Annotated in this window: 17 protein-coding genes; 2 read left to right on the plus strand and 15 right to left on the minus strand. The window is 45.3% G+C overall.

Going from position 1 to position 21,432, the window contains the following annotated elements:
• Window positions 1–67 precede the first annotated feature (67 nt).
• From cmk to tig, 8 genes are all read right to left on the minus strand, one after another.
• On the minus strand, window positions 68–748 hold the full coding sequence (gene cmk, locus LYZ37_RS10045; protein WP_004748545.1) for a (d)CMP kinase: 681 nt from the start codon (window positions 746–748) through the stop codon (window positions 68–70).
• Between the two features lie 152 nt (window positions 749–900).
• Window positions 901–1,194, minus strand: coding sequence for a ComEA family DNA-binding protein (locus LYZ37_RS10050; protein ID WP_272785397.1), 294 nt, complete (start codon window positions 1,192–1,194; stop codon window positions 901–903).
• Window positions 1,195–1,329: 135 nt separating this feature from the next.
• A complete protein-coding gene (gene ppiD / locus LYZ37_RS10055) occupies window positions 1,330–3,189 on the minus strand; it encodes a peptidylprolyl isomerase (RefSeq protein WP_272785398.1) in 1,860 nt (619 codons plus the stop codon).
• A gap of 175 nt (window positions 3,190–3,364) precedes the next feature.
• Window positions 3,365–3,637 carry an HU family DNA-binding protein gene (locus LYZ37_RS10060; protein ID WP_004414742.1) on the minus strand — a complete coding sequence of 91 codons (273 nt, stop codon included), beginning with the start codon at window positions 3,635–3,637 and terminating at the stop codon, window positions 3,365–3,367.
• 193 nt (window positions 3,638–3,830) lie between these two features.
• Window positions 3,831–6,182 (minus strand): endopeptidase La, encoded by a 2,352-nt coding sequence (gene lon / locus LYZ37_RS10065; RefSeq protein ID WP_239825372.1) that lies wholly within the window; start codon window positions 6,180–6,182, stop codon window positions 3,831–3,833.
• Between the two features lie 129 nt (window positions 6,183–6,311).
• A complete protein-coding gene (gene clpX, locus LYZ37_RS10070; RefSeq protein WP_004748541.1) occupies window positions 6,312–7,595 on the minus strand; it encodes an ATP-dependent protease ATP-binding subunit ClpX in 1,284 nt (427 codons plus the stop codon).
• Between the two features lie 89 nt (window positions 7,596–7,684).
• Complete coding sequence (clpP, locus tag LYZ37_RS10075) at window positions 7,685–8,311, minus strand: ATP-dependent Clp endopeptidase proteolytic subunit ClpP (RefSeq protein ID WP_004748540.1); 627 nt, start codon at window positions 8,309–8,311, stop codon at window positions 7,685–7,687.
• A 105-nt stretch (window positions 8,312–8,416) separates the two neighbouring features.
• A complete protein-coding gene (gene tig, locus LYZ37_RS10080; RefSeq protein ID WP_239852130.1) occupies window positions 8,417–9,721 on the minus strand; it encodes a trigger factor in 1,305 nt (434 codons plus the stop codon).
• A 514-nt stretch (window positions 9,722–10,235) separates the two neighbouring features.
• Here tig and LYZ37_RS10085 point away from each other — a divergent pair.
• Together LYZ37_RS10085 and LYZ37_RS10090 are read left to right on the plus strand one after the other, a co-directional pair.
• A complete protein-coding gene (locus LYZ37_RS10085) occupies window positions 10,236–12,014 on the plus strand; it encodes an ATP-binding protein (protein ID WP_272785399.1) in 1,779 nt (592 codons plus the stop codon).
• Window positions 12,015–12,026: 12 nt separating this feature from the next.
• A complete protein-coding gene (locus LYZ37_RS10090) occupies window positions 12,027–13,373 on the plus strand; it encodes a sigma-54-dependent transcriptional regulator (RefSeq protein WP_239852126.1) in 1,347 nt (448 codons plus the stop codon).
• 167 nt (window positions 13,374–13,540) lie between these two features.
• Here the strand turns inward: LYZ37_RS10090 and LYZ37_RS10095 are convergent, their stop codons facing one another.
• The 7 genes from LYZ37_RS10095 to LYZ37_RS10125 form a co-directional block, all read right to left on the minus strand.
• The gene (locus LYZ37_RS10095; RefSeq protein WP_272279498.1) at window positions 13,541–14,902 is read right to left on the minus strand and encodes a TRAP transporter large permease; all 1,362 of its coding nucleotides are present in this window, start codon (window positions 14,900–14,902) and stop codon (window positions 13,541–13,543) included.
• A gap of 3 nt (window positions 14,903–14,905) precedes the next feature.
• Window positions 14,906–15,577 carry a TRAP transporter small permease gene (locus tag LYZ37_RS10100; RefSeq protein WP_004748534.1) on the minus strand — a complete coding sequence of 224 codons (672 nt, stop codon included), beginning with the start codon at window positions 15,575–15,577 and terminating at the stop codon, window positions 14,906–14,908.
• A gap of 78 nt (window positions 15,578–15,655) precedes the next feature.
• Window positions 15,656–16,651 (minus strand): TRAP transporter substrate-binding protein, encoded by a 996-nt coding sequence (locus LYZ37_RS10105; protein WP_272785400.1) that lies wholly within the window; start codon window positions 16,649–16,651, stop codon window positions 15,656–15,658.
• Between the two features lie 415 nt (window positions 16,652–17,066).
• On the minus strand, window positions 17,067–18,182 hold the full coding sequence (locus tag LYZ37_RS10110) for an ABC transporter ATP-binding protein (protein ID WP_239825366.1): 1,116 nt from the start codon (window positions 18,180–18,182) through the stop codon (window positions 17,067–17,069).
• A gap of 5 nt (window positions 18,183–18,187) precedes the next feature.
• Window positions 18,188–19,045: a carbohydrate ABC transporter permease gene (locus LYZ37_RS10115; RefSeq protein WP_004748529.1), complete on the minus strand. Its 858-nt coding sequence runs from the start codon at window positions 19,043–19,045 to the stop codon at window positions 18,188–18,190.
• Window positions 19,042–19,965 carry a carbohydrate ABC transporter permease gene (locus LYZ37_RS10120; protein WP_272785401.1) on the minus strand — a complete coding sequence of 308 codons (924 nt, stop codon included), beginning with the start codon at window positions 19,963–19,965 and terminating at the stop codon, window positions 19,042–19,044. Before LYZ37_RS10120 ends, LYZ37_RS10115 begins: the two co-directional genes overlap by 4 nt.
• A gap of 116 nt (window positions 19,966–20,081) precedes the next feature.
• Window positions 20,082–21,329, minus strand: coding sequence for an ABC transporter substrate-binding protein (locus LYZ37_RS10125; RefSeq protein WP_004748526.1), 1,248 nt, complete (start codon window positions 21,327–21,329; stop codon window positions 20,082–20,084).
• Window positions 21,330–21,432: the final 103 nt, after the last annotated feature.

Here is a 21,432-nt window from a genome sequence, read left to right on the forward strand (position 1 = left end):
TCCTACCGCGTGGGGTTATTAAATTCGCCAGTCATCATCCTTGCGACCAACGCTCTTACCTAGCCGCCTAAGCGACTAGCTTCGATTCGATATATTGTAGTGCTTTTTCTACCACTTCGTCGATACTCATCGTAGTAGAATCTAGCAAAAGCGCATCCTCAGCAGGGCGTAATGGAGCCACTGGGCGGTTACGATCTCGGTCGTCACGCTCTTGGATCTCGCGCAAAAGGTCGTCAAATCTAACATCTAACCCTTTGCCTTGCAACTGTTTAAGGCGGCGCTGAGCGCGTTCTTCAGCGCTAGCGTCTAAGAAAATTTTCGCTTCAGCCTCAGGAAAAACAACCGTGCCCATGTCACGACCATCAGCAATCAAGCCCTGCCCTTCGGCAAATGCTCGTTGGCGACGCAACAAAGCCTCACGCACTCGCGGTAGTGCTGCAACTTTTGACGCTGCCATACCCGTTTCTTCTTTGCGTAGCTCTCCGGAGACGTCTTCGCCTTCAAGGATCACTTTAACTAGGTCACCTTCAGCGACAAATTGAACATCAAGGTGAGTTGCGAGCGGAACAAGCGCATCTTCAGACTCTAAGTCCACGCCATGGTGGATTGCAGCAAGTGCAAGTACGCGATAGATCGCGCCAGAGTCTAATAGGTGGAAGCCTAGCTTGTTCGCTATAAGCATACAAAGAGTGCCTTTACCCGCACCACTCGGTCCATCAACGGTCACAACCGGTGTATGAGACGACATGTTTTACTCCGTGTTGGTTGCAGATCAACGCTCAAAGCGTAGACCTTAATTCGGCGACAAATTATAGAGGGAAACGCTATTAGGTTCTAGGCGGGAATGACAGTAATTGGAAAAAAGAGCGCTGATGCGCTCTATCGTAACTAAATAGCAAATTACAGTTGGATCCGAGATTGATTTTTGGCAACAATTGCAGCGCCAATTCCTTTCACTTCGGTTAAAGACTCCGCGCTGGCAAACTTACCATGTTGCTTTCGATGCTGCACGATCGCTTGAGCTTTCTTGATGCCAATTCCATTGAGTAAATCTGCCAACTCCTGCGCACTCGCAGTGTTTATATTCACGGTAATTTCAATGCCGTCATATTTGGGATCAGATTTAACATCGTTGGCAAAAGAGAAAGGCGCAACACATATTAGTGACGCGATGAGAAGAATCTGTTTTAGCATACTGGCTTCCTTGTTTATTGAGGGATTTGCTCAGCATACGCTTAAACGCCAACCTGCCTATCAGCGACCGACGAAAACAAAACGGACTGCAGAAGCAGTCCGTTTTAAGATATGTATCAATTACACAAGCTGTGCTTATTGAGTCACAGCGTAGTACTCGATATCAATGGTCTTGCGTAAGATATTGATTAGACCAGAGAGGTCTTGTTGAGCATTAACTTGCGTCAATTGAGAACCGATTTGCTGGTTGTATTGAGGGTCAAATTCCGACGCAACTTTTGTCAGTTCAACCACAACGATATCACCATTCAGATCTTTCGCTTGTGCAAAGCCAACTGTACCTTCTGCTGGCTTCGTCATCGAGAACACAACATCAGCAAGTGGTGAGCTGCGGTCAAGTGTTTCTGCTTCACCAAAAGCCAAGCCATTAGCGCTTAGTAGCTCTTGCTTACCTTGCTTTAGTTCTTCAACCAGATTTTGCGCCAATTCGATCGCAGTTTGCTCGCCCTTAACATTCGCAAGTGCTTTAACCACATCACTGCGAACATCTTCTAGAGGAAGTACTGTTTCATCGCGGCTGTCTTCAACACGAACCACCACGATATGTTCAGGAGCCACTTCAATCGCTTCTGAATTTAGGCCGTCTTCTTTCACTTCAGGACTAACAATCGCTTGCAGTACTGCAGGCGTTTTCAGCAGTTCAGGAGCATCACGCTCTGAAATAAAGTCAGTAGTTTGAATCTTCGCGTTGATAGCTTTAGCTGCATCATCCAGCGAATCTGGGTATTCAAACGCCACTTTCTCTAACTCGCTTTGAAGCTCGTAGTACTGATCGATCGCTTGCTGATCTTTAAGCTCTTGCTTAATTTCCGCAGCAACTTCTTGATATGGCTTAGCTACAGAATCTTTTAGCTCATCAAGCTTGATGATGTGGTAACCGAACTCAGACTTAACTAAACCTGTTGTTTCACCCACTTTAGTTAAAGCAAACGCCGCTTCTTCAAATGTTGGGTCCATCACGTCACGTTCAATCCAACCTAAAGAACCACCTTCAGAGGCACTACCAAAGTCGTCCGATTTCTCTTCCGCTAGCGTAGCGAAGTCAGCACCAGCATAAAGCTCATCAAGAATTGCTTGAGCTTTCGCTTCATCATTACCTTCAACTAGGATATGGCTTACACGACGTTGCTCTTCTGAAGAGTACTTATCTAGGTGCTCTTGGTAGTATTGCTGAGCTTGCTCATCTGAGATTTCAATCGAATCTTTAAGCTGCTGAGCTGACAACTCAATGTAGGCTACTTTCACTTGCTCTGGGCGTGTATAACGCTCAGGGTTTTGTTTGTAGTAGTCATTGATCTCTTCTTCAGACAACTCTGCTTTCGCTGCAAAATCTGCAAGCGATAGCGTTACTTTTTTGATATCGCGAGTTTGAGTCAGAAGCTTGCTTTGCGCTTCAACTTCACCCGGTAGAGAAAAATCACTGCCTTGAATTGCTGTCAGTAGCTGATTACGAACTAGGTCACGACGTAGGTACTCAGCAAAACTCTCTGCCGAGAAGCCTGCACGACGAAGAGCGGTTTGATAGATGTCTTGGTCGAACTTGCCGTCAACTTGGAACTGAGGCATTTCTAGAATCAGCGTACGTACTTGCGTATCACTCACACGTAGACCTAAAGATTCTGCGTGTTGTTCTAGAAGTAAGTCATTCACCATGCGGTCAAGAACAGATTTACGGAAAGATTCTACATAGCTTGGGTCAGCCAGTAGGTTTGAGAAGTAATCGCCCAATTGCGCTTGCATACGATTACGTTCGTTTTGGTAAGCTTGTTCAAACTCACCACGACCAATTTCCACATTGCCTACTTTCGCTGCTGAGTTGTTTGAACCGCCCACAATGTAGCTGCCCACACCTGCAAATACGAAAGATAGGATGATAAGTCCTAGGATAATTTTAACCGCGATGCTGTTAACGCCTTCGCGTAATCGGTCCATCATACTTAAACTACTCTCCGCTTATGCACCGTACTTAAGACCTATCGGCTGCGTACGATACACTTCATTAAAATAAAAATTGAATAGCGCGATAATACCAGAAAAAGAAATGCGCATCAGTATGATGCGCATAATTTAAAAAGGTTCGAAAAAATCCGCCTAACTGGCGATTTTTTGATTAGTTACAAGAGTCTTTCAGAGCTTTACCAGCTTTGAACGCAGGAACTTTAGCTTCTGCGATTTGGATCTCTTCACCAGTCTTAGGGTTACGACCTGTGCGCGCTGCACGAGTACGTACGCTGAATGTACCAAAGCCAACTAGAGCAACTTGGTCACCAGACTGTAGAGTGTCACCGACTGCTTCGATGAATGCGTCTAGAGCACGACCAGCAGACGCTTTTGATAGATCTGCATTTTCTGCGATTTTTTCTACTAATTGTGTTTTATTCACTGTGATTCCCCTTTGTGCCACCTGATTTTATTTTTGTCGGTAGCTTTACGTTCCATTTCATTTCAAATTAGCGACAAACCCTTATATTACAAGGCTTGAAGCTATAGTCGCTAAAGTTAGCGCCCAAAAAAAACGCTGACAAGCCTTTTTATGCTTATCAGCGTAATCTTTTACTTATTTTTGCTGCACATCACTATTTTACGGCTGCAAACTCGACACCTGACGGCTCTTTTTCTAATGCAACTTTCAATACTTCATCGATCCATTGCACCGGAATAACCTTCAGATCTGCAATAACATTATCAGGAATCTCTTCCAGATCACGTTCATTGTCTTTCGGAATCAGTACCGTTTTGATGCCACCACGGTGTGCTGCAAGCAGTTTTTCTTTCAAGCCACCGATCGGAAGAACTTCACCACGCAGGGTGATTTCACCCGTCATCGCCACTTCAGCTTTTACAGGGTTACCCGTTAAGCTTGAAACAAGAGCAGTACACATCGCAATACCTGCACTTGGGCCATCTTTTGGTGTTGCCCCCTCAGGCACGTGAACGTGAATATCGCGTTTTTCGTAGAAATCTGAGTTAATGCCCAGTTTCTCGGCGCGCGAACGGACCACTGTCATTGCCGCTTGAATCGACTCTTGCATCACATCGCCGAGAGAACCGGTTTGCGTTAGCTTACCTTTACCCGGCATTGCTTCGGTTTCAATCGTCAGCAGGTCACCGCCTACTTCCGTCCAAGCAAGACCTGTAACTTGACCAATGCGGTTGCTGTCGTCAGCTTTGCCGTAATCAAAACGCTGCACACCCAAGTATTCTTTCAGGTTGTCCATCGTCACAGTCACGCTCTTAAGATCTTTATCCAGCAGGATGTTCTTCACTGCTTTACGACAGATCTTAGAAATCTCACGCTCTAGGCTACGTACACCTGCTTCTCGCGTGTAGTAACGGATAATGCCGATAATGGCTGAGTCTTCGATCTCAATCTCGCCAACCTTAAGACCGTTGCGCTTAATTTGCTTCTCAACTAAGTGACGCTTAGCGATATTCAGTTTTTCATCTTCTGTGTAGCCAGATAGACGAATCACTTCCATACGGTCTAGTAGTGGGCCTGGGATGTTCATTGAGTTCGACGTTGCAACAAACATCACATCTGAGAGATCGTAATCCACTTCTAGATAGTGATCGTTAAACGCGTTGTTCTGCTCTGGATCGAGAACTTCTAGTAGTGCGGACGATGGATCGCCACGCATATCTGAAGACATCTTATCGATTTCATCCAGTAGGAATAGCGGGTTTTTCACACCGACTTTCGACATTTTCTGGATAAGCTTACCTGGCATAGAGCCAATGTAAGTACGACGGTGACCACGGATTTCCGCTTCGTCACGTACGCCACCCAATGCCATACGCGTGTATTGACGACCTGTTGCTGCCGCAATAGAGCGACCCAGAGAGGTTTTACCTACACCAGGAGGACCAACAAGACAAAGGATAGGACCTTTCAGCTTGTTGATACGGTTTTGAACCGCTAAGTACTCAAGGATACGTTCTTTAACACGCTCTAGGCCGTAGTGGTCTTCATTAAGAACCTCTTCAGCTTTAGCGAGATTTTTCTTAACTTTAGAACGTTTAGCCCAAGGCACGCCAAGCATCCAGTCGATATAGCCGCGTACAACCGTCGCTTCTGCCGACATAGGAGACATCATTTTCAGCTTTTGTAGCTCTTGCTCTGTCTTCTCACGCGCTTCTTGCGGCATCTTAGAGTCAACGATTTTCTGCTTCAGAGTTTCAAACTCATCGACGCCGTCTTCGCTTTCACCCAGCTCTTTCTGAATCGCCTTCATTTGCTCGTTCAGATAGTATTCACGCTGAGATTTTTCCATCTGCTTTTTCACGCGGGTGCGGATACGCTTTTCAACTTGAAGCAAGTCAATTTCAGATTCCATCTGTCCCATTAGGAACTCAAGACGCTCTGTCACGTCTAGAATCTCAAGCACATTCTGCTTTTCTGCCAGTTTAAGCGGCATATGCGCGGCAATAGTATCCGCGAGACGAGCAGCTTCATCAATTCCGTTTAGCGAAGTCAGAACTTCTGGTGGAATCTTCTTGTTGAGCTTAATGAAGCCTTCAAATTGGTTGATAGCGCTGCGCACGATAACTTCTTGCTCACGCTCATCTAACTCAGAAGTAGTTAGATACTCTGCATCAGCAAAGAAAAATTCGTTTTCAATAAAGTGGTTAATTTTCGCGCGCTGCTGACCTTCTACCAGCACTTTAACTGTGCCGTCAGGAAGTTTCAGTAGTTGCAGGATTGTCGCTACGGTACCAACTTCAAATAAGTCCGCTTGAGTTGGCTCATCAGTATCCGCTTCTTTTTGGGCTACCAACAATACTTGCTTGTTGTTGTCCATTGCCGCTTCTAGGCAAGCAATAGATTTTTCACGTCCAACAAACAATGGAATAACCATATGCGGGTAAACGACTACATCTCGTAGAGGTAGTACGGGGATCTCGATACGTTCGGAACGTTCCAAGTTCATATTATTCTCTCTTCCGCTTTGTCCTATGAGCAGTATATGGGGGCTAATTGGTTGGATTCAATGAAAGAATAAAAAAAAGGGAGTAATTGATTACCCCCTTTTAACGTACATTAATTTATGTGAATCAGGTTATGATTCTGCACCTGCTGCTTGGTTGTCAGAGTTGCTGTAAATAAGCAGTGGATCAGATTCACCCTTAATTACTGACTCGTCGATAACAACCTTGCTCACGTCATCCATTGATGGCAGTTCATACATGGTTTCAAGTAGAACGCCTTCAAGAATTGAGCGTAGACCACGAGCACCTGTTTTACGCTCCATCGCTTTCTTAGCAATTGCGCGTAGTGCATCTTCACGGAACTCTAGCTCAGAGTCTTCAAGCTCGAACAACGCCGCATACTGCTTAGTTAGCGCGTTCTTAGGCTCACATAAGATTTGAATCAGTGCGTCTTCATCAAGTTCAGTTAGTGTCGTTGTTACTGGTAGACGACCAATGAACTCAGGAATCAGACCGTACTTAACAAGATCTTCTGGCTCAACTTGAGAGAACAATTCACCAATAGTGCGTGTTTCGTCTTTAGAGCGAATATCTGCACCAAAGCCGATACCCGTACCTGTCGCAACACGTTGTTCAATCACTTTATCTAGGCCAGCAAATGCACCACCACAAATAAATAGAATCTTAGACGTATCTACTTGTAGGAACTCTTGCTGTGGATGCTTACGACCACCTTGTGGCGGTACTGAAGCAACCGTACCTTCAATCAACTTCAGCAACGCTTGCTGAACACCTTCACCTGACACATCACGTGTAATCGATGGGTTCTCAGCTTTACGAGAAATCTTATCGATTTCATCGATGTATACGATGCCGCGCTCTGCTTTCGCTACGTCGTAGTCACATTTCTGAAGAAGCTTTTGAATGATGTTTTCAACGTCTTCACCCACGTAACCCGCTTCAGTTAGCGTTGTCGCATCAGCCATTGTAAATGGAACGTCTAGGAAGCGAGCTAGCGTCTCTGCTAATAGCGTTTTACCACTACCAGTAGGACCAATGAGTAGAATGTTACTCTTACCAAGCTCAACACCTTCACTCGTGGTGTCCCCATTACGTAAACGCTTATAGTGGTTATAAACGGCTACTGCTAACACTTTTTTAGCGTAATCTTGGCCAATCACATAATCGTCAAGGTGTTCACGAATCTCTCTTGGCACAGGTAGTGCTTCAGATTGTTTCTTCGGTAGAACATCTTTGATTTCTTCACGGATGATGTCGTTACATAGATCGACACATTCATCACAAATGTAGACTGACGGACCAGCGATTAACTTGCGAACTTCGTGCTGGCTCTTGCCGCAGAAAGAGCAGTAAAGAAGCTTACTACTACCGCTCTCTTTGCTTTTATCTGTCATTCGCTAACCTCTTATTAGCTTTCACTGTCTTGCTTTGAGTTTATATCAATTTTGACCAAATTTCGCCTGCATCTTTTGGCGATATGGTATTACTCTTTGTGGTGAGTCAAAACTGAGTCAACCAAACCGTACTCTACCGCTTGATCTGACGACATAAAGTTGTCGCGGTCTGTATCACGCTCGATCACTTCTAGAGGCTGACCTGTGTGCTCTGCAAGCAACTTGTTTAGCTTCTGTTTAATAGTCAGAATTTCTTGAGCATGGATCTGAATATCCGATGCTTGACCTTGGAAGCCACCTAGCGGTTGGTGAATCATCACACGAGAGTTTGGCAGTACATGACGCTTACCAGGAGCACCACCAGCAAGGAGGAATGCACCCATAGAGCAAGCTTGTCCCATACATACTGTGCTTACGTTTGGTTTGATGTACTGCATAGTGTCGTAAATAGACATACCCGCAGTCACGCTACCGCCCGGTGAGTTGATGTAGAGGAAGATATCTTTATCAGGGTTTTCTGACTCTAGGAATAGCAACTGAGCAACAACTAGGTTAGCCATTTGGTCTTCCACTTGGCCTGTCAGAAAGATGATACGTTCCTTAAGCAAACGAGAGTAAATATCGTAAGAGCGCTCACCTCGGGAAGTTTGTTCAACCACCATTGGTACTAGCGCGTTTAGGATTGGCGACATTGCATTTTTTTCTTGGTAGCTCATATTCTTATGTCCCTAAAATAAATGGCCCGGATGATACTTATCATACGGACCATTGTTAGCAGAATAGTTAACGCTAAGTCAACCTTGTAAGCACTTTATTGCTTATTACGCTGCTGGCTGCTGGTTCATTAGCTCGTTGAAGCTAACTTCTGTTTCAGAAACCTGAGCTTTAGCGATGATTGCATCAATAGCTTGCTCTTCTAGAGCAACGTTGCGCATGTTGTTCATCATCTGCTCGTTTTGCTCGTAGTAAGCAACAACTTCTGTTGGATCTTCGTATGCAGTAGCCATTTCTTCGATAAGTGCTTTCACTTTCTCATCGTCAGCTTTTAGCTCTTCAGACTTGATTACTTCACCTAGTAGAAGACCTACTACTACGCGACGCTTAGCTTGCTCTTCGAATAGCTCACGTGGAAGCTGCTCAGCTGCTTCTGGGTTGCCACCGAAACGTTGTGCAGCTTGCTGACGTAGAGTACCGATTTCTTGATCGATTAGTGCAGCAGGTACGTCGATTTCGTTTTCTTTAACTAGACCGTCAAGCGCTTGCTCTTTGATGCGGTTCTTAACAGCTTGCTTAAGCTCACGCTCCATGTTCTTACGAACTTCAGCTTTAAGAGCGTCAACGCCACCTTCAGCAACACCGAACTTAGAAACGAACTCGTCGTTTAGTTCTGGAAGCTCACGAGCTTCAACTTTGTTTACTTTAATAGCGAATTTCGCAGCTTTACCTTTTAGGTTCTCTGCGTGGTAATCTTCTGGGAAAGTTACGTCGATTTCGAATTCCATACCAGCAGTCTTACCTGCGATACCGTCTTCAAAACCAGGGATCATGCGACCTGCGCCCATTTCTAGAGGGAAGTTCTCAGCTTTACCGCCTTCGAACTCTTCGCCGTCGATTGAACCAACGAAATCGATAGTAGCGCGCTTGCCTTCTTCAGCAGCTTCTTCTACTTCAACCCAACCAGCTTGTTGCTTACGTAGAGTTTCGATCATTTCTTCAACGTCAGCGTCTTGAACTTCAGTTGTTGGTTTTTCAACAGTGATGTTCTCTAGGCCTTTTAGTTCAACTTCTGGGTAAACTTCAAAAGTTGCGTTGAATACTAGGTCTTCGCCTTCTTTAGTCTCAACTGGAGCGAAAGTTGGTGCGCCTGCTGGGTTGATTTTCTCTTTAACGATCGCTTCGATGAAGTGACGTTGCATTACTTCACCCATTACGTCTTGACGTACTGCTTTGCCGTACATCTTCGCAACCATTTTTAGAGGCACTTTGCCTTTACGGAAACCATCGAAACGACGGTTTTTTGCGATGTTGCGTAGTTCTGCAGTAACAGCATCTTCGATGTTTGCAGCAGGAACAGTAATGTTTAGACGGCGCTCTAGGCCCTCTAGCGTTTCAACAGTAACTTGCATTATTCATTAACCTCAAAACTGGCTCAGATAACTGAGCGTATGTGCCCTATTCAATAGGAAAAGGACCCATCCTTGTTTGTACTCTATGAGTACTCTTGTAAATCGAGTATCGATAACCGAGCAATTCAATTATCGGACTAATTAGCGATATCCTTTCGAGCTAGTTGTTTAGAATCTAGTCCGGTAAAGGTATCTCCGATTAGCCTCAGGATAAAAATTTAGACGCAGCATTCTACCGAGCAGATCGGTAGCTGTCGAGCCGATCCCCACGATCACTGCGGGATTACCCTAAAAACTCACTTAACTGCTAAAAAAAACATCAATAAAGCAGTCTTTGTTTCCAGAAATGGGGACATTAATGCCTTTTTCAAGAGAAACTAATGTTTTTTTTCATTTAAAGATCAAAACAAGATCTAAGTCCGGTTTTATCCCTCAGTTTGCCGCGCAGAGTACACACATTTGTAACAAAAACCTTTACGCTATGGATGTTTAAGGAAGTTTCACAGGAAAAGTGATGTTAACGTTCAGGCGCAGCAAGTTTTATCTGCTCATACTCTACCTGTTCACCGTTCTTGTCGGTTCGAGCTGGATATGGAATTCAAGCGAAAGCCGCCAATTTTCAATACACAAAGAGCAGCTTGAACGTTTTGCAGAATTTATTTCGAGTAAGCTCGATAAGTACGCGCATCTGCCTCAGCTGATTGCCAAAGATAAAGAGCTGATCGCAGCTCTGCAACACCCACACAATAGCGCTCAAATAGAGCTTACCAATCGCTACCTTGAGCAAGTCAACGAAACCATTCAGTCGACAGACGCGTACTTGTTAGACGAGTTCGGTAATACCATCGCTTCTAGCAACTGGAATCTTGAGCGTTCATTTCTCGGTCGTAACTACGCTTGGCGCCCCTATTTTTCCAATGCGATTCAAGGTAAGCCCAGCCAATATTTTGCCTTAGGCTCCAGTTCGAAGCAGAGAGGGTATTACTTTTCTTACCCGGTGACTTATGCGGCGGAGATCATTGGCGTTATCGTTATCAAAATGGATCTCACCGCTATCGAAGCGAACTGGCAAAACAGAACCAACACCTTTGTCGCCACCGACAGCTACAACGTAATCTTCATGTCGAGCAATGATGATTGGCTATTTAAAAGTCTAACGACACTATCAGAGGCGCAGAGGCAAACCATTCTTAATAGTCGCCAATATTTGGACTCACCCATACGCTCTTTTGGCCTAGATGGCCAGTTGGATCGACCTCATACCGAGCTTAGCAATCCGCTCGCTTCTGGCTTCGAGAACTCGTATTTAGTTTCATCTCGTCCACTCACCAAGCACGATCTAACATTGCGCGTACTCACTCCAAAAGCGACTTTGCTCTGGTCAACACTGAGTTTCTCATTGGTTGTGACCCTGTTGTTTGTCATCGCTTATCTTTCACTTCAGCTCACTTATCAACGTCACCTGAAGAAGCGCCAATTCGAGCAGTTGCAGTCAGAAGCAAAACAAAAATTAGAGTTCTTGGTGATGGAGAGGACGTCAGAGCTGCAAGCCGAAATCCATGAGCGCAGCAAAACTGAGTACGCCTTACGCCAAACCCAAGATGAACTGATTCAAGCGGCTAAACTCGCCGTACTCGGCCAGATGTCAGCCAGTATTAGCCATGAGCTAAACAATCCACTCGCGGCAATTCGTAGTTTTGCTGACAATGGACGACGCTTTTTAGAGAGAGATAAGTATGACCGCGTTGATGATAACTTGTCGCGTATCTCAGCGTTGACTGACCGCATGGCTAAAATTAGCAATCAGCTACGTTCATTTGCACGTAAAAGTGACAGTAACGAGGTCAGCCAGTTAGATGTTGTGCCGCTGATCATCGCCGCTAAAGAGTTACTGGCACCACAATTTAAATCTAAACAAGTTGCGCTTGATATTCAGCTTGAACAACCATTGCCTGAAGTGGAGCTGAACCCCATTCAGTTCGAGCAAGTGCTTATCAACCTAATGACCAATGCGATGCAAGCTGTCGAAGACCAAACACAGCGTCAGGTCGCCATTTCTACCTCAGTAGGCGGCAAAGAGCTGTCTATATTTGTCGATGACAATGGTCCGGGAATTGACAGTAATAAGCAGCAGTCACTGTTCGAGCCTTTTTATACCACCAAGAAAAACGGATTGGGCCTTGGACTGTCGATTTCGCAGCAGATCACCCAAGCTATGGGTGGCACACTTCAGGTTTCGACGTCCCCAATGGGCGGGGCGCGATTCGCTATCTCTCTGCCAATTAAAGAATAACGAGGAATGCAGATGTACGATGTAATCTTCATTGATGACGAAAGTGATATTCGCCTTGCGATAGAGCAGAGTTTTGAACTAGAAGAAATTCCAGCGCGCTTTTTTGCAAGTGCCGAAGAAGCGCTGCTCGCGATTAAACAAGATGGTTTACCAAAAGTGGTGATCACGGATATCTGTTTACCCGGACTTTCCGGCGAAAATATTCTGTCTAGTATTTTGCACCAAGACCCTGATATTCCAGTGATCCTCATCACCGGGCATGGCGATATTTCTATGGCAGTAAACGCCCTAAGAAACGGAGCCTATGACTTTATCGAAAAACCGTTTCCAATCGATCGCCTGATTGACACAACGCGCCGAGCATTGGAAAAGCGAGACTTAACGATTGAGAACCAAGAGCTCAAACGTAGTCTGAAAGCGAGTCAAACACTTGGCCCTAGAATTATTGGTGATACGCCCTCTATTCAAGCGCTGCGCGATACCATAGTTCATATCTCTGACACCAATGCTGACATCCTGCTATTCGGAGAAACGGGAACCGGTAAAGAACTCTTCGCTCGTTCTATTCATGAGCAAAGCCCACGTAGAGATAACAACTTCGTCGCCATCAACTGTGGTGCGGTGCCTGAAAATCTAATTGAGAGCGAACTCTACGGTCACGAAAAAGGCGCCTTTACAGGGGCCGATGTTAAACGCGTAGGTAAATTTGAGCATGCTCAAGGTGGAACACTGTTCTTAGACGAAATCGAGTCTATGCCTCTGCAAGCGCAAATTCGTTTGTTACGCGTATTACAAGAGCGCGTTATAGAGCGAGTTGGCTCCAATGAGCTTATCCCGATTGATATTCGCGTCATCGCCGCCACCAAAGTCGATTTAAAACAAGCTGCCGAACAAGGGACATTTCGTGAAGATCTCTACTATCGACTCAATGTTGTCACTCTAGATTTACCTCCCTTGCGACAACGTAAAGAGGATATCCCTACTCTATTTCACCACTTCTTACTGGTTGCTGCTTCGCGTTATGGTAAGTCAGCGCCAGCAATTGAATCACAGCAAATTCATCAACTCATGAGCCATGACTGGCCGGGAAATGTCCGTGAACTAAGGAACGCAGCTGAACGATTTGTCCTACTTGGCAGGCTATCTCAGTTTGGTTCTGATGGCGCTGAGAATAGCAACCGTGAGTTAGGCTTAGCCCAACAAGTTGCCGAATTTGAGAAAAGCTTGATTGAACAAGCGCTCAACCAGAATGAGGGCAGCATTAAGAAGACGATGGATCATTTGCAACTTGCTCGGAAAACCCTGTACGACAAAATGCAAAAATATGGCTTAGATAAGAGTAACTATAAAGGTGAATAAACTATTCACTTCTAGTTCATCTCTAGCCGCTTATATTGGTCACATCAAACGGAAGTGATGAATGGAGTTGTTTATTAACTCAACTGTCCATAAATAGAAATGTCCTAAAAACAAAAGCCCCAGATAACTGCCTATCTGGGGCTTTTTATGTTCACTACTTTATTCGGTTACTTGGTTATTATCTCTGGTCCCATCAGCGTAGTCGGCAGCCAGGTCGAAACCCAAGGTACGTATGTCACGATAATGAGGAAGAGGAACATCACCGCGACCCAAGGCAGTGCTGCTTTCACTACTTGCATCATCGACATCTTGGCTACACCAGCGGTCACAAACAGGTTGAGTCCGACCGGTGGAGTTATCATACCTATCTCCATGTTCACCACCATCATGATACCTAAGTGGATTGGGTCGATACCGAGCGCGATAGCGATCGGGAATACTAACGGTGCAACGATAATCAGCAGACCCGATGGCTCCATGAACTGACCACCAATCAACAGTAGAACGTTAACCACAATCAAGAAAGTAATCGGGCCAAGACCTGCCGACAACATAGACTCGGTGATCATTTGCGGAATGCGCTCTTCCGTAAGTACATGCTTTAGAATCAGAGCGTTAGCAATGATAAACAGCAGCATGATGGTCAGCTTACCTGCTTCATACAAGGTATGCTTTGTGTCTTTATGGACAAACGATTGGAAGATTTTCACTAATGCAGGTTTAGTGTTTTTCTTATCGGCAAACGGCCCCATATCTTTGTAGATAAAGTTGGCGATAAGGAAAGAGTACACTGCTGCGACTGCTGCCGCTTCCGTTGGGGTAAAGATACCGCCATAGATACCACCGAGGATGATAACCACCAGCAATAGACCCCAGCTCGCATCTTTTGCTGCGGCAAACATCTCTCCCCAACCAACGAATGGCTGCTTAGGTAGATTCTTCACTCGCGCTGCAATGTAAATGGCAATCATCAACATCACACCTGCAAGAAGACCAGGAATCACACCACCAAGGAACATACGCCCTACAGACACATCCGTCGCCGCTGCGTAGACAACCATTACGATTGAAGGCGGGATCAAGATACCCAATGTACCAGCGTTACAGATAACCCCAGCCGCAAAATCCTTTGAGTAGCCGTTTTTGATCATACCAGCGATAACGATACTACCAATTGCTACTACCGTTGCAGGTGATGAACCAGACAGCGCGGCGAACATCATACACGCCACAACCGAAGCCATGGCTAGGCCACCGCGGAACCAGCCCACCATCGCGATAGCGAAACGAATAATACGTTTTGCTACCCCGCCAGTAGACATAAAGCTTGAAGCGAGAATGAAGAATGGGATTGCCAGTAAGGTGTAATGCCCAGCAAAAGCATTAAATAGGGTTTGTGCCACGGAAGCTAACGACGCATCTGAATGCATCATTAAAAAGACAATACTTGATAAACCCAGTGAAATTGCGATTGGCACGCCAACAAGCATAAAACCAATCACCATGACGAATAAGAATAAGATTTCCATGGTTTAGCTTTCCTTGTTCTGATTATTGTTGTTCTTCGGCTCCATCGCTTCACCAGCATCCTTGAGCTCTTCTTTTAGCGCTTCTAACTCTTCTTCCGCTTCATGACCAGCAATTAAGCGGTCCAATTTACCTGAGATGATTTGCAGCGTAATTTGAGCAAAACGGAACGTGAGTAGCGCCATACCAATCGGCAGCGCCATATAAGGAATAAAACGAGGCATTTTTTCGTAGCGCTCGCCTTCATTAAGCCAATCAGCAAGGAATTGCAGCATTTCTGGCATTGGAATATCGTCTGTTTCGTACCAAGCACGCTCGGTTGCAAACGGATACCAGTAGTTCCAAGAACCAATCAACAGCAGAATAGAGAAAGCCAAACAACATGCCGCAGCAATCAAGGCATAGATTTTACGAAGTTGCTCCGGAGCAAGGTTAATCACCACATCAACACCGATGTGAAAATGCTTTTTAACGCCGTACGAAGCGCCGACAAGAACCATCCAAGCAAACATGAACACGGTAAGTTCCAGTGCCCATAAAATGTTGTCGTTAAAGACATATCTAAATACAACGTTGGCGAACGTGAGCAAGGTCATTGCTCCCAAAAAGAACGCAATCAATGTCTCTTCAATTGCGTCTGTCACCTTCCCAATTCTGGCAAAAATTGACTGTTCCATAAGTTACTTCACTATATCGCAGGTAAAGAAAGGCCCTCCTCCCGACAAGAGGGCCAATGTTTTTCTAGGTTTTAGTTATTATTTGTTTGAAGCTAGAGCCGCTTCAATGAGGTCAGAGCCAATGTCTTTTTCAAACTTCTTCCAAACTGGTTGAAGCGCAGTGACCCACTGCTGACGTTGCTCTGGTGTTAGCGTACGAACTTCACCACCAGCTTCGATGATGTTGTTTTTGTTCGCTAGGTTAACTCGTGAAGACTCAGAGTTACGCGTTTCAGTTACTTCTTGGATGATCTTGTTTAGCTGCTTACGCTGGTCATCCGGTAGACCTTTCCAGAAGTCTTTAGACGTCACGACTAGGTAATCGAGAATACCGTGGTTCGTTTCAGTAATACCGTCTTGAACCTCGAAGAACTTCTTACCGTAGATGTTTGACCAAGTGTTCTCTTGACCGTCGATAACTTTAGTCTGAAGTCCACCATACACTTCTTTAAACGACATTTTCTGCGGGTTAGCACCTAGTTGCTCAAACTGAGCGACTAGTACGTCAGAGGCTTGAACACGGAACTTAAGACCTTTTGCATCTTCAGGAGAGATAAGCGGCTTGTTCGCTGACATCTGCTTCATACCATTGTGCCAAAACGCTAGACCTTGTAGACCACGGCGGCGCATTGCGTTTTTCAGCTTTTCACCAGCCTGAGAGTTTTGGAAACGGTCAACCGCTTCTACGTCTTCAAATAGGAATGGCAGGTCGAAAATACGGTACTTTTTAGTGAACTTTTCAAACTTTGATAGAGAAGGGGCAGCAAGTTGCACGTCACCGTTAAGCAGTGCTTCAAGAACCTTGTTATCATCATAAAGAGTCGAGTTAGGGAAAACCTGCATACACACTTTTCCGTTCATCTCTTCATTAACACGTTTTTCCAGTAATGAAGCCGCGATACCTTTCGGGTGTTTATCTGTATTCGTTACGTGACTGAACTTAATCACTGTCTCGCCCGGATCACAGTTCGCCGCAGCGTTAAAACTGGTCACAGCAAGAATCGATGCAGATAGTAGGGTCAATGGCTTAAACATTATTATTCTCCTTGTTAAATGAACAACCCCATCACTGGGAGTTGATACTTAATAAGGGCAATAACCGCGCCAAACTGAATCAATTAGTGTTATTTATTACTTTTCAAATAGTTAAGATTATTGATAAATCGATGACGTTATCGAGTTCACATTAAGATTTTTAAAATGGGGGGAATTCCACCCATCACAAATTTCAATACGGGTGAATTTACACATATTTAACAAGCATGCAAAAATAGAAAAACAAATGGCAGCTATCATAGCTGCCATTTTCGTTACTAGAGATGAGATGAGCAGTAAGGAGACATGACTGCCCACTTCGACTCACTCTGCATGAAACTAACTTCATGCCATGCTTCTAAGCTTAGTCGACTTCACCCAAAGTTACTAATAAACATATCAATTAAATCACCCATTAGTGAAATTCGATACGTTGCTCGGTCGCCGCATCAAAGAATACCGCCTTAGATAGATCAAAGTGCAAAGGCGCAACCTGACCCGCTGTGACATCGAACTCTGGAGAAAGACGACATGCTACTTCCTGCTCGTTCACTTTAATCATCGCGATAGTATCTGGCCCGGTTGGTTCAAGCACCTCTAAGGTTAAATCTAACTGAGTCGTCGCATCAGATTCTTGGTTTTCACTATCAGTAATATGCTCAGGGCGAAGACCAATCACCACTTCTTTGCCATCTTGCTCTCGCATTGAAGCAGGTAAATTAATATGGTGTTCTTGCCCATTACTACCTTTAACCTTAATGACTGGCTTATCTTCACCATCGAGATCCACCATAGTCTTAATAAAGTTCATCGAAGGTGAACCCATAAAGCCAGCCACAAACATGTTGTTTGGCTTATTGTAGATTTCTTGCGGTGTGCCTAACTGTTGCAGTTCACCATCTTTCATTACCGCGATTCTGTCCGCCAGAGTCATCGCTTCAATCTGATCGTGAGTCACGTAGACAATGGTGGTGTTGAGCTGCTGGTGTAGACGTTTGATTTGATGACGCATTTCAACACGCAGTTTCGCATCAAGGTTGGATAATGGCTCATCAAACAAGTAGAGCTTAGGTCGACGAGCTAAAGCGCGCCCCATAGCCACACGTTGACGCTGACCACCGGATAGCTGCGAAGGTTTTCTATCTAGCAGGTGATCAATTTGCAGCATTGCCGCAACACGCTCGACTTCTGCATCAATCTCCTGCTTCGGCATTTTACGTATCTTAAGGCCAAACTCGATATTGCCACGCACCGTCATATTGGGATAAAGCGCATAAGACTGGAATACCATGGCGATATCGCGATCTTTCGGCTCAACCTCAGACACGTCATTGCCATCAATCACAATCTCACCTGAGCTGATGTTCTCTAGCCCTGCAATGGTATTCATCAAAGTCGATTTTCCGCAGCCAGACGGCCCAACTAAGATCAGGAACTCACCAGAGTCGATATTGATGTCGATACCTTTCAGCGTCTCTTGGTCCGCCTTTGGATAGGTTTTACGGATTTGTTTAAGTTCTAGTGTTGCCATAATAATTATCCTTTTACCGATCCAGCCGTTAGGCCGCGAACGAAGTATTTCCCTGCTAATACATAAACTAAGAGTGTCGGCAGTGCGGCAATAATCGCGGCTGCCATGTCAACGTTGTACTCTTTCACCCCAGTACTGGTGTTGACCAAGTTGTTGAGTGCCACCGTAATCGGCTGGGTCTCTGAACCTGAGTAGACGACGCCAAATAAAAAGTCATTCCAGATTGCGGTGAACTGCCAAATGACGGTCACCATGATAATCGGCGTTGAGATCGGCAGTAGAATCTTGAAGAAGATGGTAAAGAAGCCGGCACCATCAAGTTTGGCTGCTTTAACTAACTCATCCGGAATACTGATGTAGAAGTTACGGAAAAAGAGCGTAGTAAATGCCATACCGTAGATAACGTGAACAATCACCAGCCCAGCGGTGGTATTTGCCAAGCCAAGCTTACCTAATACCGTTGCCATTGGTAAAAGAACAACTTGGAACGGAATGAAGCAGCCAAAAAGTAGCAAACTAAAGAACAGGTTCGAGCCACGGAATTGCCATTTGGTCACAACGTAACCATTGAACGCGCCGAGCAAGGTAGAGATGGCTACTGCAGGTATCACCATTTGGAACGAGTTCCAAAAATACCCTTTCACCCCTTCACACTTCACACCGGTACAAGCGCTGTCCCAAGCTTTAAGCCAAGCATCGAACACCCACTCGGTTGGTAAGCTCATTAAGTTACCGGCTTTAATATCTGGCAAAGTTTTAAAAGAGGTAATCACCATCACAAACAGCGGCATCAAGTAAACCACACAGAAAAATGCCAGCGTTGAGTAGATAAACAGTCGAGAGAAATTGATTCCTTGCATCATGACTTTTTCTCCCTAAGTTCTGAATAGAGGTAAGGCACCAAAATCGCGAGTATTCCCGCTAACATCATCATCGCACTGGCCGCACCTAAACCAATTTGACCACGTGTGAATGAGTGCGCGTACATAAACAGCGCAGGAAGGTCGGAAGAGTACCCTGGCCCGCCAGCTGTCATTGCGGTGACCAAGTCAAAGCTCTTAATCGCAATGTGGGAGGTAATAATCACGGCGCTAAAAAACACAGGTCTTAGACACGGCATAATGATACGCCAATAGATGGTTGGTAAGCTCGCACCGTCAATCTGCGCTGCTTTGATAATTGAAGAGTCAATACCACGTAGGCCTGCAAGGAACATTGCCATGACGAAACCTGAAGATTGCCATACAGCCGCAATCACTAAGGTATAGACCGCCATATCGGAATTCACCAGCCAATCAAATTTAAAGTCACTAAAACCCCAATCTTGCATCAGTTTTTCGATGCCAAGACCTGGGTTAAGAATCCATTTCCACGCCGTACCTGTAACAATGAACGACAAGGCCATTGGGTATAAATAGATAGTACGAATCGCCCCTTCCTGACGGATATTTTGGTCAAGAAGAATCGCTAGCCCGACACCGAGTCCAATTGCCACTAGCATGAACAGCAGGCCAAAAACACCTAGGTTGGTAATAGAAGTGATCCAACGGTCGTTCTCCATCAGTTTTTCGTATTGGGCGAAGCCAACAAAGTTAAAACTAGGTAGAAAACGGGAGTTGGTCATTGAAAGTGCCGCTGTCCAGAAAATATAACCATAGATACAAACCACAGTTACAAGAACGGTCGGGGCAAGAACGATTTTCGGTAGCCAATGTTGAAGTCGGTCGGCCAAACTGGCCTTAGTTGTCGACTTCTTTTCATACCGATTTACAACATGCTCCATAACGAGTCCTTACGTCATAACGCGCCGATCAACATCCTGATCGGAAATAGAGGAAAGGGCGAACAGGCTCCCCACAAGCCTGAACGCCCTTTGGGGGTGTGATTTAACTACGGAAGTTAGATCGCAGCTTTAACCGCTTTCGCGAGCTTTTGTGCTGCCTGTTGTGGATCCGCTTTGTCGTCATTGAAGAAGTTAGTAACGACGTCATAGATCGCGCCTTGAGCGTAGCTTGTAGTCGATAGACCATGCGCCATACTTGGCACTAGGTCGCCTGACTTAGCACTCGCTTTGAAGGTCGCCATAGAGTCCAATGCACATTGGTCAAACTTCGACATGTCCATATCTAAACGTACTGGAATTGAACCTTTGTTTAGGTTGAACACTTCTTGGAAGTCTTTGGTTAGGATGGTGCGCGCTAGATCTTGCTGCGCTTTTTGGTTTGCTTTGTCGCTCAGTTCAAAGAACGCAAAGCTATCAATGTTGAACGTGAACTGGCCGTTAGTACCTGGTGCTGGTGCACAGATGTAGTCTTTACCTGGGACTTTACCCGCAGCGGTAAACTCACCTTTCGCCCAGTCGCCCATGATTTGCATTGCCGCTTCACCATTGATGACCATTGAAGTGGCTACGTTCCAATCACGGCCCGGAGAGTTGGCATCAATGTAGTCGCGAATTTTCTTAAACTTAGTGAACACTTCAACCATTTTGTCGCCAGACAGTGTATCCATATCCAATTCAACAAATGCCTTGTTGTAATCTTCACTGCCTAGAACGTCTAGTGCTACTGCTTCAAATACCGTAGCGTCTTGCCATGGTTGACCACCATGCGCTAAAGGTACGTAACCTGCTGCTTTAATTTTGTCTGCAGCAACAAAGAACTCATCAAGGGTTGTTGGTAGTTCTACACCCGACTTCTTAAGTACTTCTGGGTTTGCCCAAATCCAGTTTACACGGTGAACGTTAACCGGAACCGCTACATACTCGCCGTCAAACTTCATCACTTTAGTTACAACGGAAGGAAGAATTTCATCCCACTTCTCTTGCTGACCTGTGCTATCTAGTGATGTAAGGAAGCCAAGACCGCCCCACTCTTGAATATCGTGACCTTTGATCTGCGCTGCAGACGGTGGGTTACCTGATACGGCACGTGTTTTCAGTACAGTCATTGCCGACTCACCGCCGCCACCAGCAACCGCGAAATCTTTCCAAGTATGGTTTTGCTGCTCTAGCATATCTTTAAGTACAGCGGCAGACTTTGCTTCGCCACCGGCTGTCCACCAGTGAAGAACTTCAACTTCACCAGCGTTAGCAAAATTAGCAGCAGAAAGTAGAGAGAGGGTAAGTAGGGTTTTATTAAGTTTCATTATTATCTTCCATGTATTGGATTAGACATTCAGGCCAACTGCTTAATGACCCCAAGCGTTCTTGCTTGTACATAAGGGAGTCTATCCAATTAGAATTTTTTGA

The organism is Vibrio tubiashii, from assembly GCF_028551255.1.
GTDB classification, from domain to species: domain Bacteria; phylum Pseudomonadota; class Gammaproteobacteria; order Enterobacterales; family Vibrionaceae; genus Vibrio; species Vibrio tubiashii_B.

What these genes read in the sequence shown, in the direction of transcription:
- cmk (WP_004748545.1), bottom strand. Translation starts at nt 748, where the DNA reads ATGTCGTCTCATACACCGGTTGTGACCGTTGATGGACCGAGTGGTGCG.
- LYZ37_RS10050 (WP_272785397.1), bottom strand. Translation starts at nt 1,194, where the DNA reads ATGCTAAAACAGATTCTTCTCATCGCGTCACTAATATGTGTTGCGCCT.
- ppiD (WP_272785398.1), bottom strand. Translation starts at nt 3,189, where the DNA reads ATGATGGACCGATTACGCGAAGGCGTTAACAGCATCGCGGTTAAAATT.
- lon (WP_239825372.1), bottom strand. Translation starts at nt 6,182, where the DNA reads ATGAACTTGGAACGTTCCGAACGTATCGAGATCCCCGTACTACCTCTA.
- clpX (WP_004748541.1), bottom strand. Translation starts at nt 7,595, where the DNA reads ATGACAGATAAAAGCAAAGAGAGCGGTAGTAGTAAGCTTCTTTACTGC.
- clpP (WP_004748540.1), bottom strand. Translation starts at nt 8,311, where the DNA reads ATGAGCTACCAAGAAAAAAATGCAATGTCGCCAATCCTAAACGCGCTA.
- tig (WP_239852130.1), bottom strand. Translation starts at nt 9,721, where the DNA reads ATGCAAGTTACTGTTGAAACGCTAGAGGGCCTAGAGCGCCGTCTAAAC.
- LYZ37_RS10085 (WP_272785399.1), top strand. Translation starts at nt 10,236, where the DNA reads ATGTTAACGTTCAGGCGCAGCAAGTTTTATCTGCTCATACTCTACCTG.
- LYZ37_RS10090 (WP_239852126.1), top strand. Translation starts at nt 12,027, where the DNA reads ATGTACGATGTAATCTTCATTGATGACGAAAGTGATATTCGCCTTGCG.
- LYZ37_RS10095 (WP_272279498.1), bottom strand. Translation starts at nt 14,902, where the DNA reads ATGGAAATCTTATTCTTATTCGTCATGGTGATTGGTTTTATGCTTGTT.
- LYZ37_RS10100 (WP_004748534.1), bottom strand. Translation starts at nt 15,577, where the DNA reads ATGGAACAGTCAATTTTTGCCAGAATTGGGAAGGTGACAGACGCAATT.
- LYZ37_RS10105 (WP_272785400.1), bottom strand. Translation starts at nt 16,651, where the DNA reads ATGTTTAAGCCATTGACCCTACTATCTGCATCGATTCTTGCTGTGACC.
- LYZ37_RS10110 (WP_239825366.1), bottom strand. Translation starts at nt 18,182, where the DNA reads ATGGCAACACTAGAACTTAAACAAATCCGTAAAACCTATCCAAAGGCG.
- LYZ37_RS10115 (WP_004748529.1), bottom strand. Translation starts at nt 19,045, where the DNA reads ATGATGCAAGGAATCAATTTCTCTCGACTGTTTATCTACTCAACGCTG.
- LYZ37_RS10120 (WP_272785401.1), bottom strand. Translation starts at nt 19,965, where the DNA reads ATGGAGCATGTTGTAAATCGGTATGAAAAGAAGTCGACAACTAAGGCC.
- LYZ37_RS10125 (WP_004748526.1), bottom strand. Translation starts at nt 21,329, where the DNA reads ATGAAACTTAATAAAACCCTACTTACCCTCTCTCTACTTTCTGCTGCT.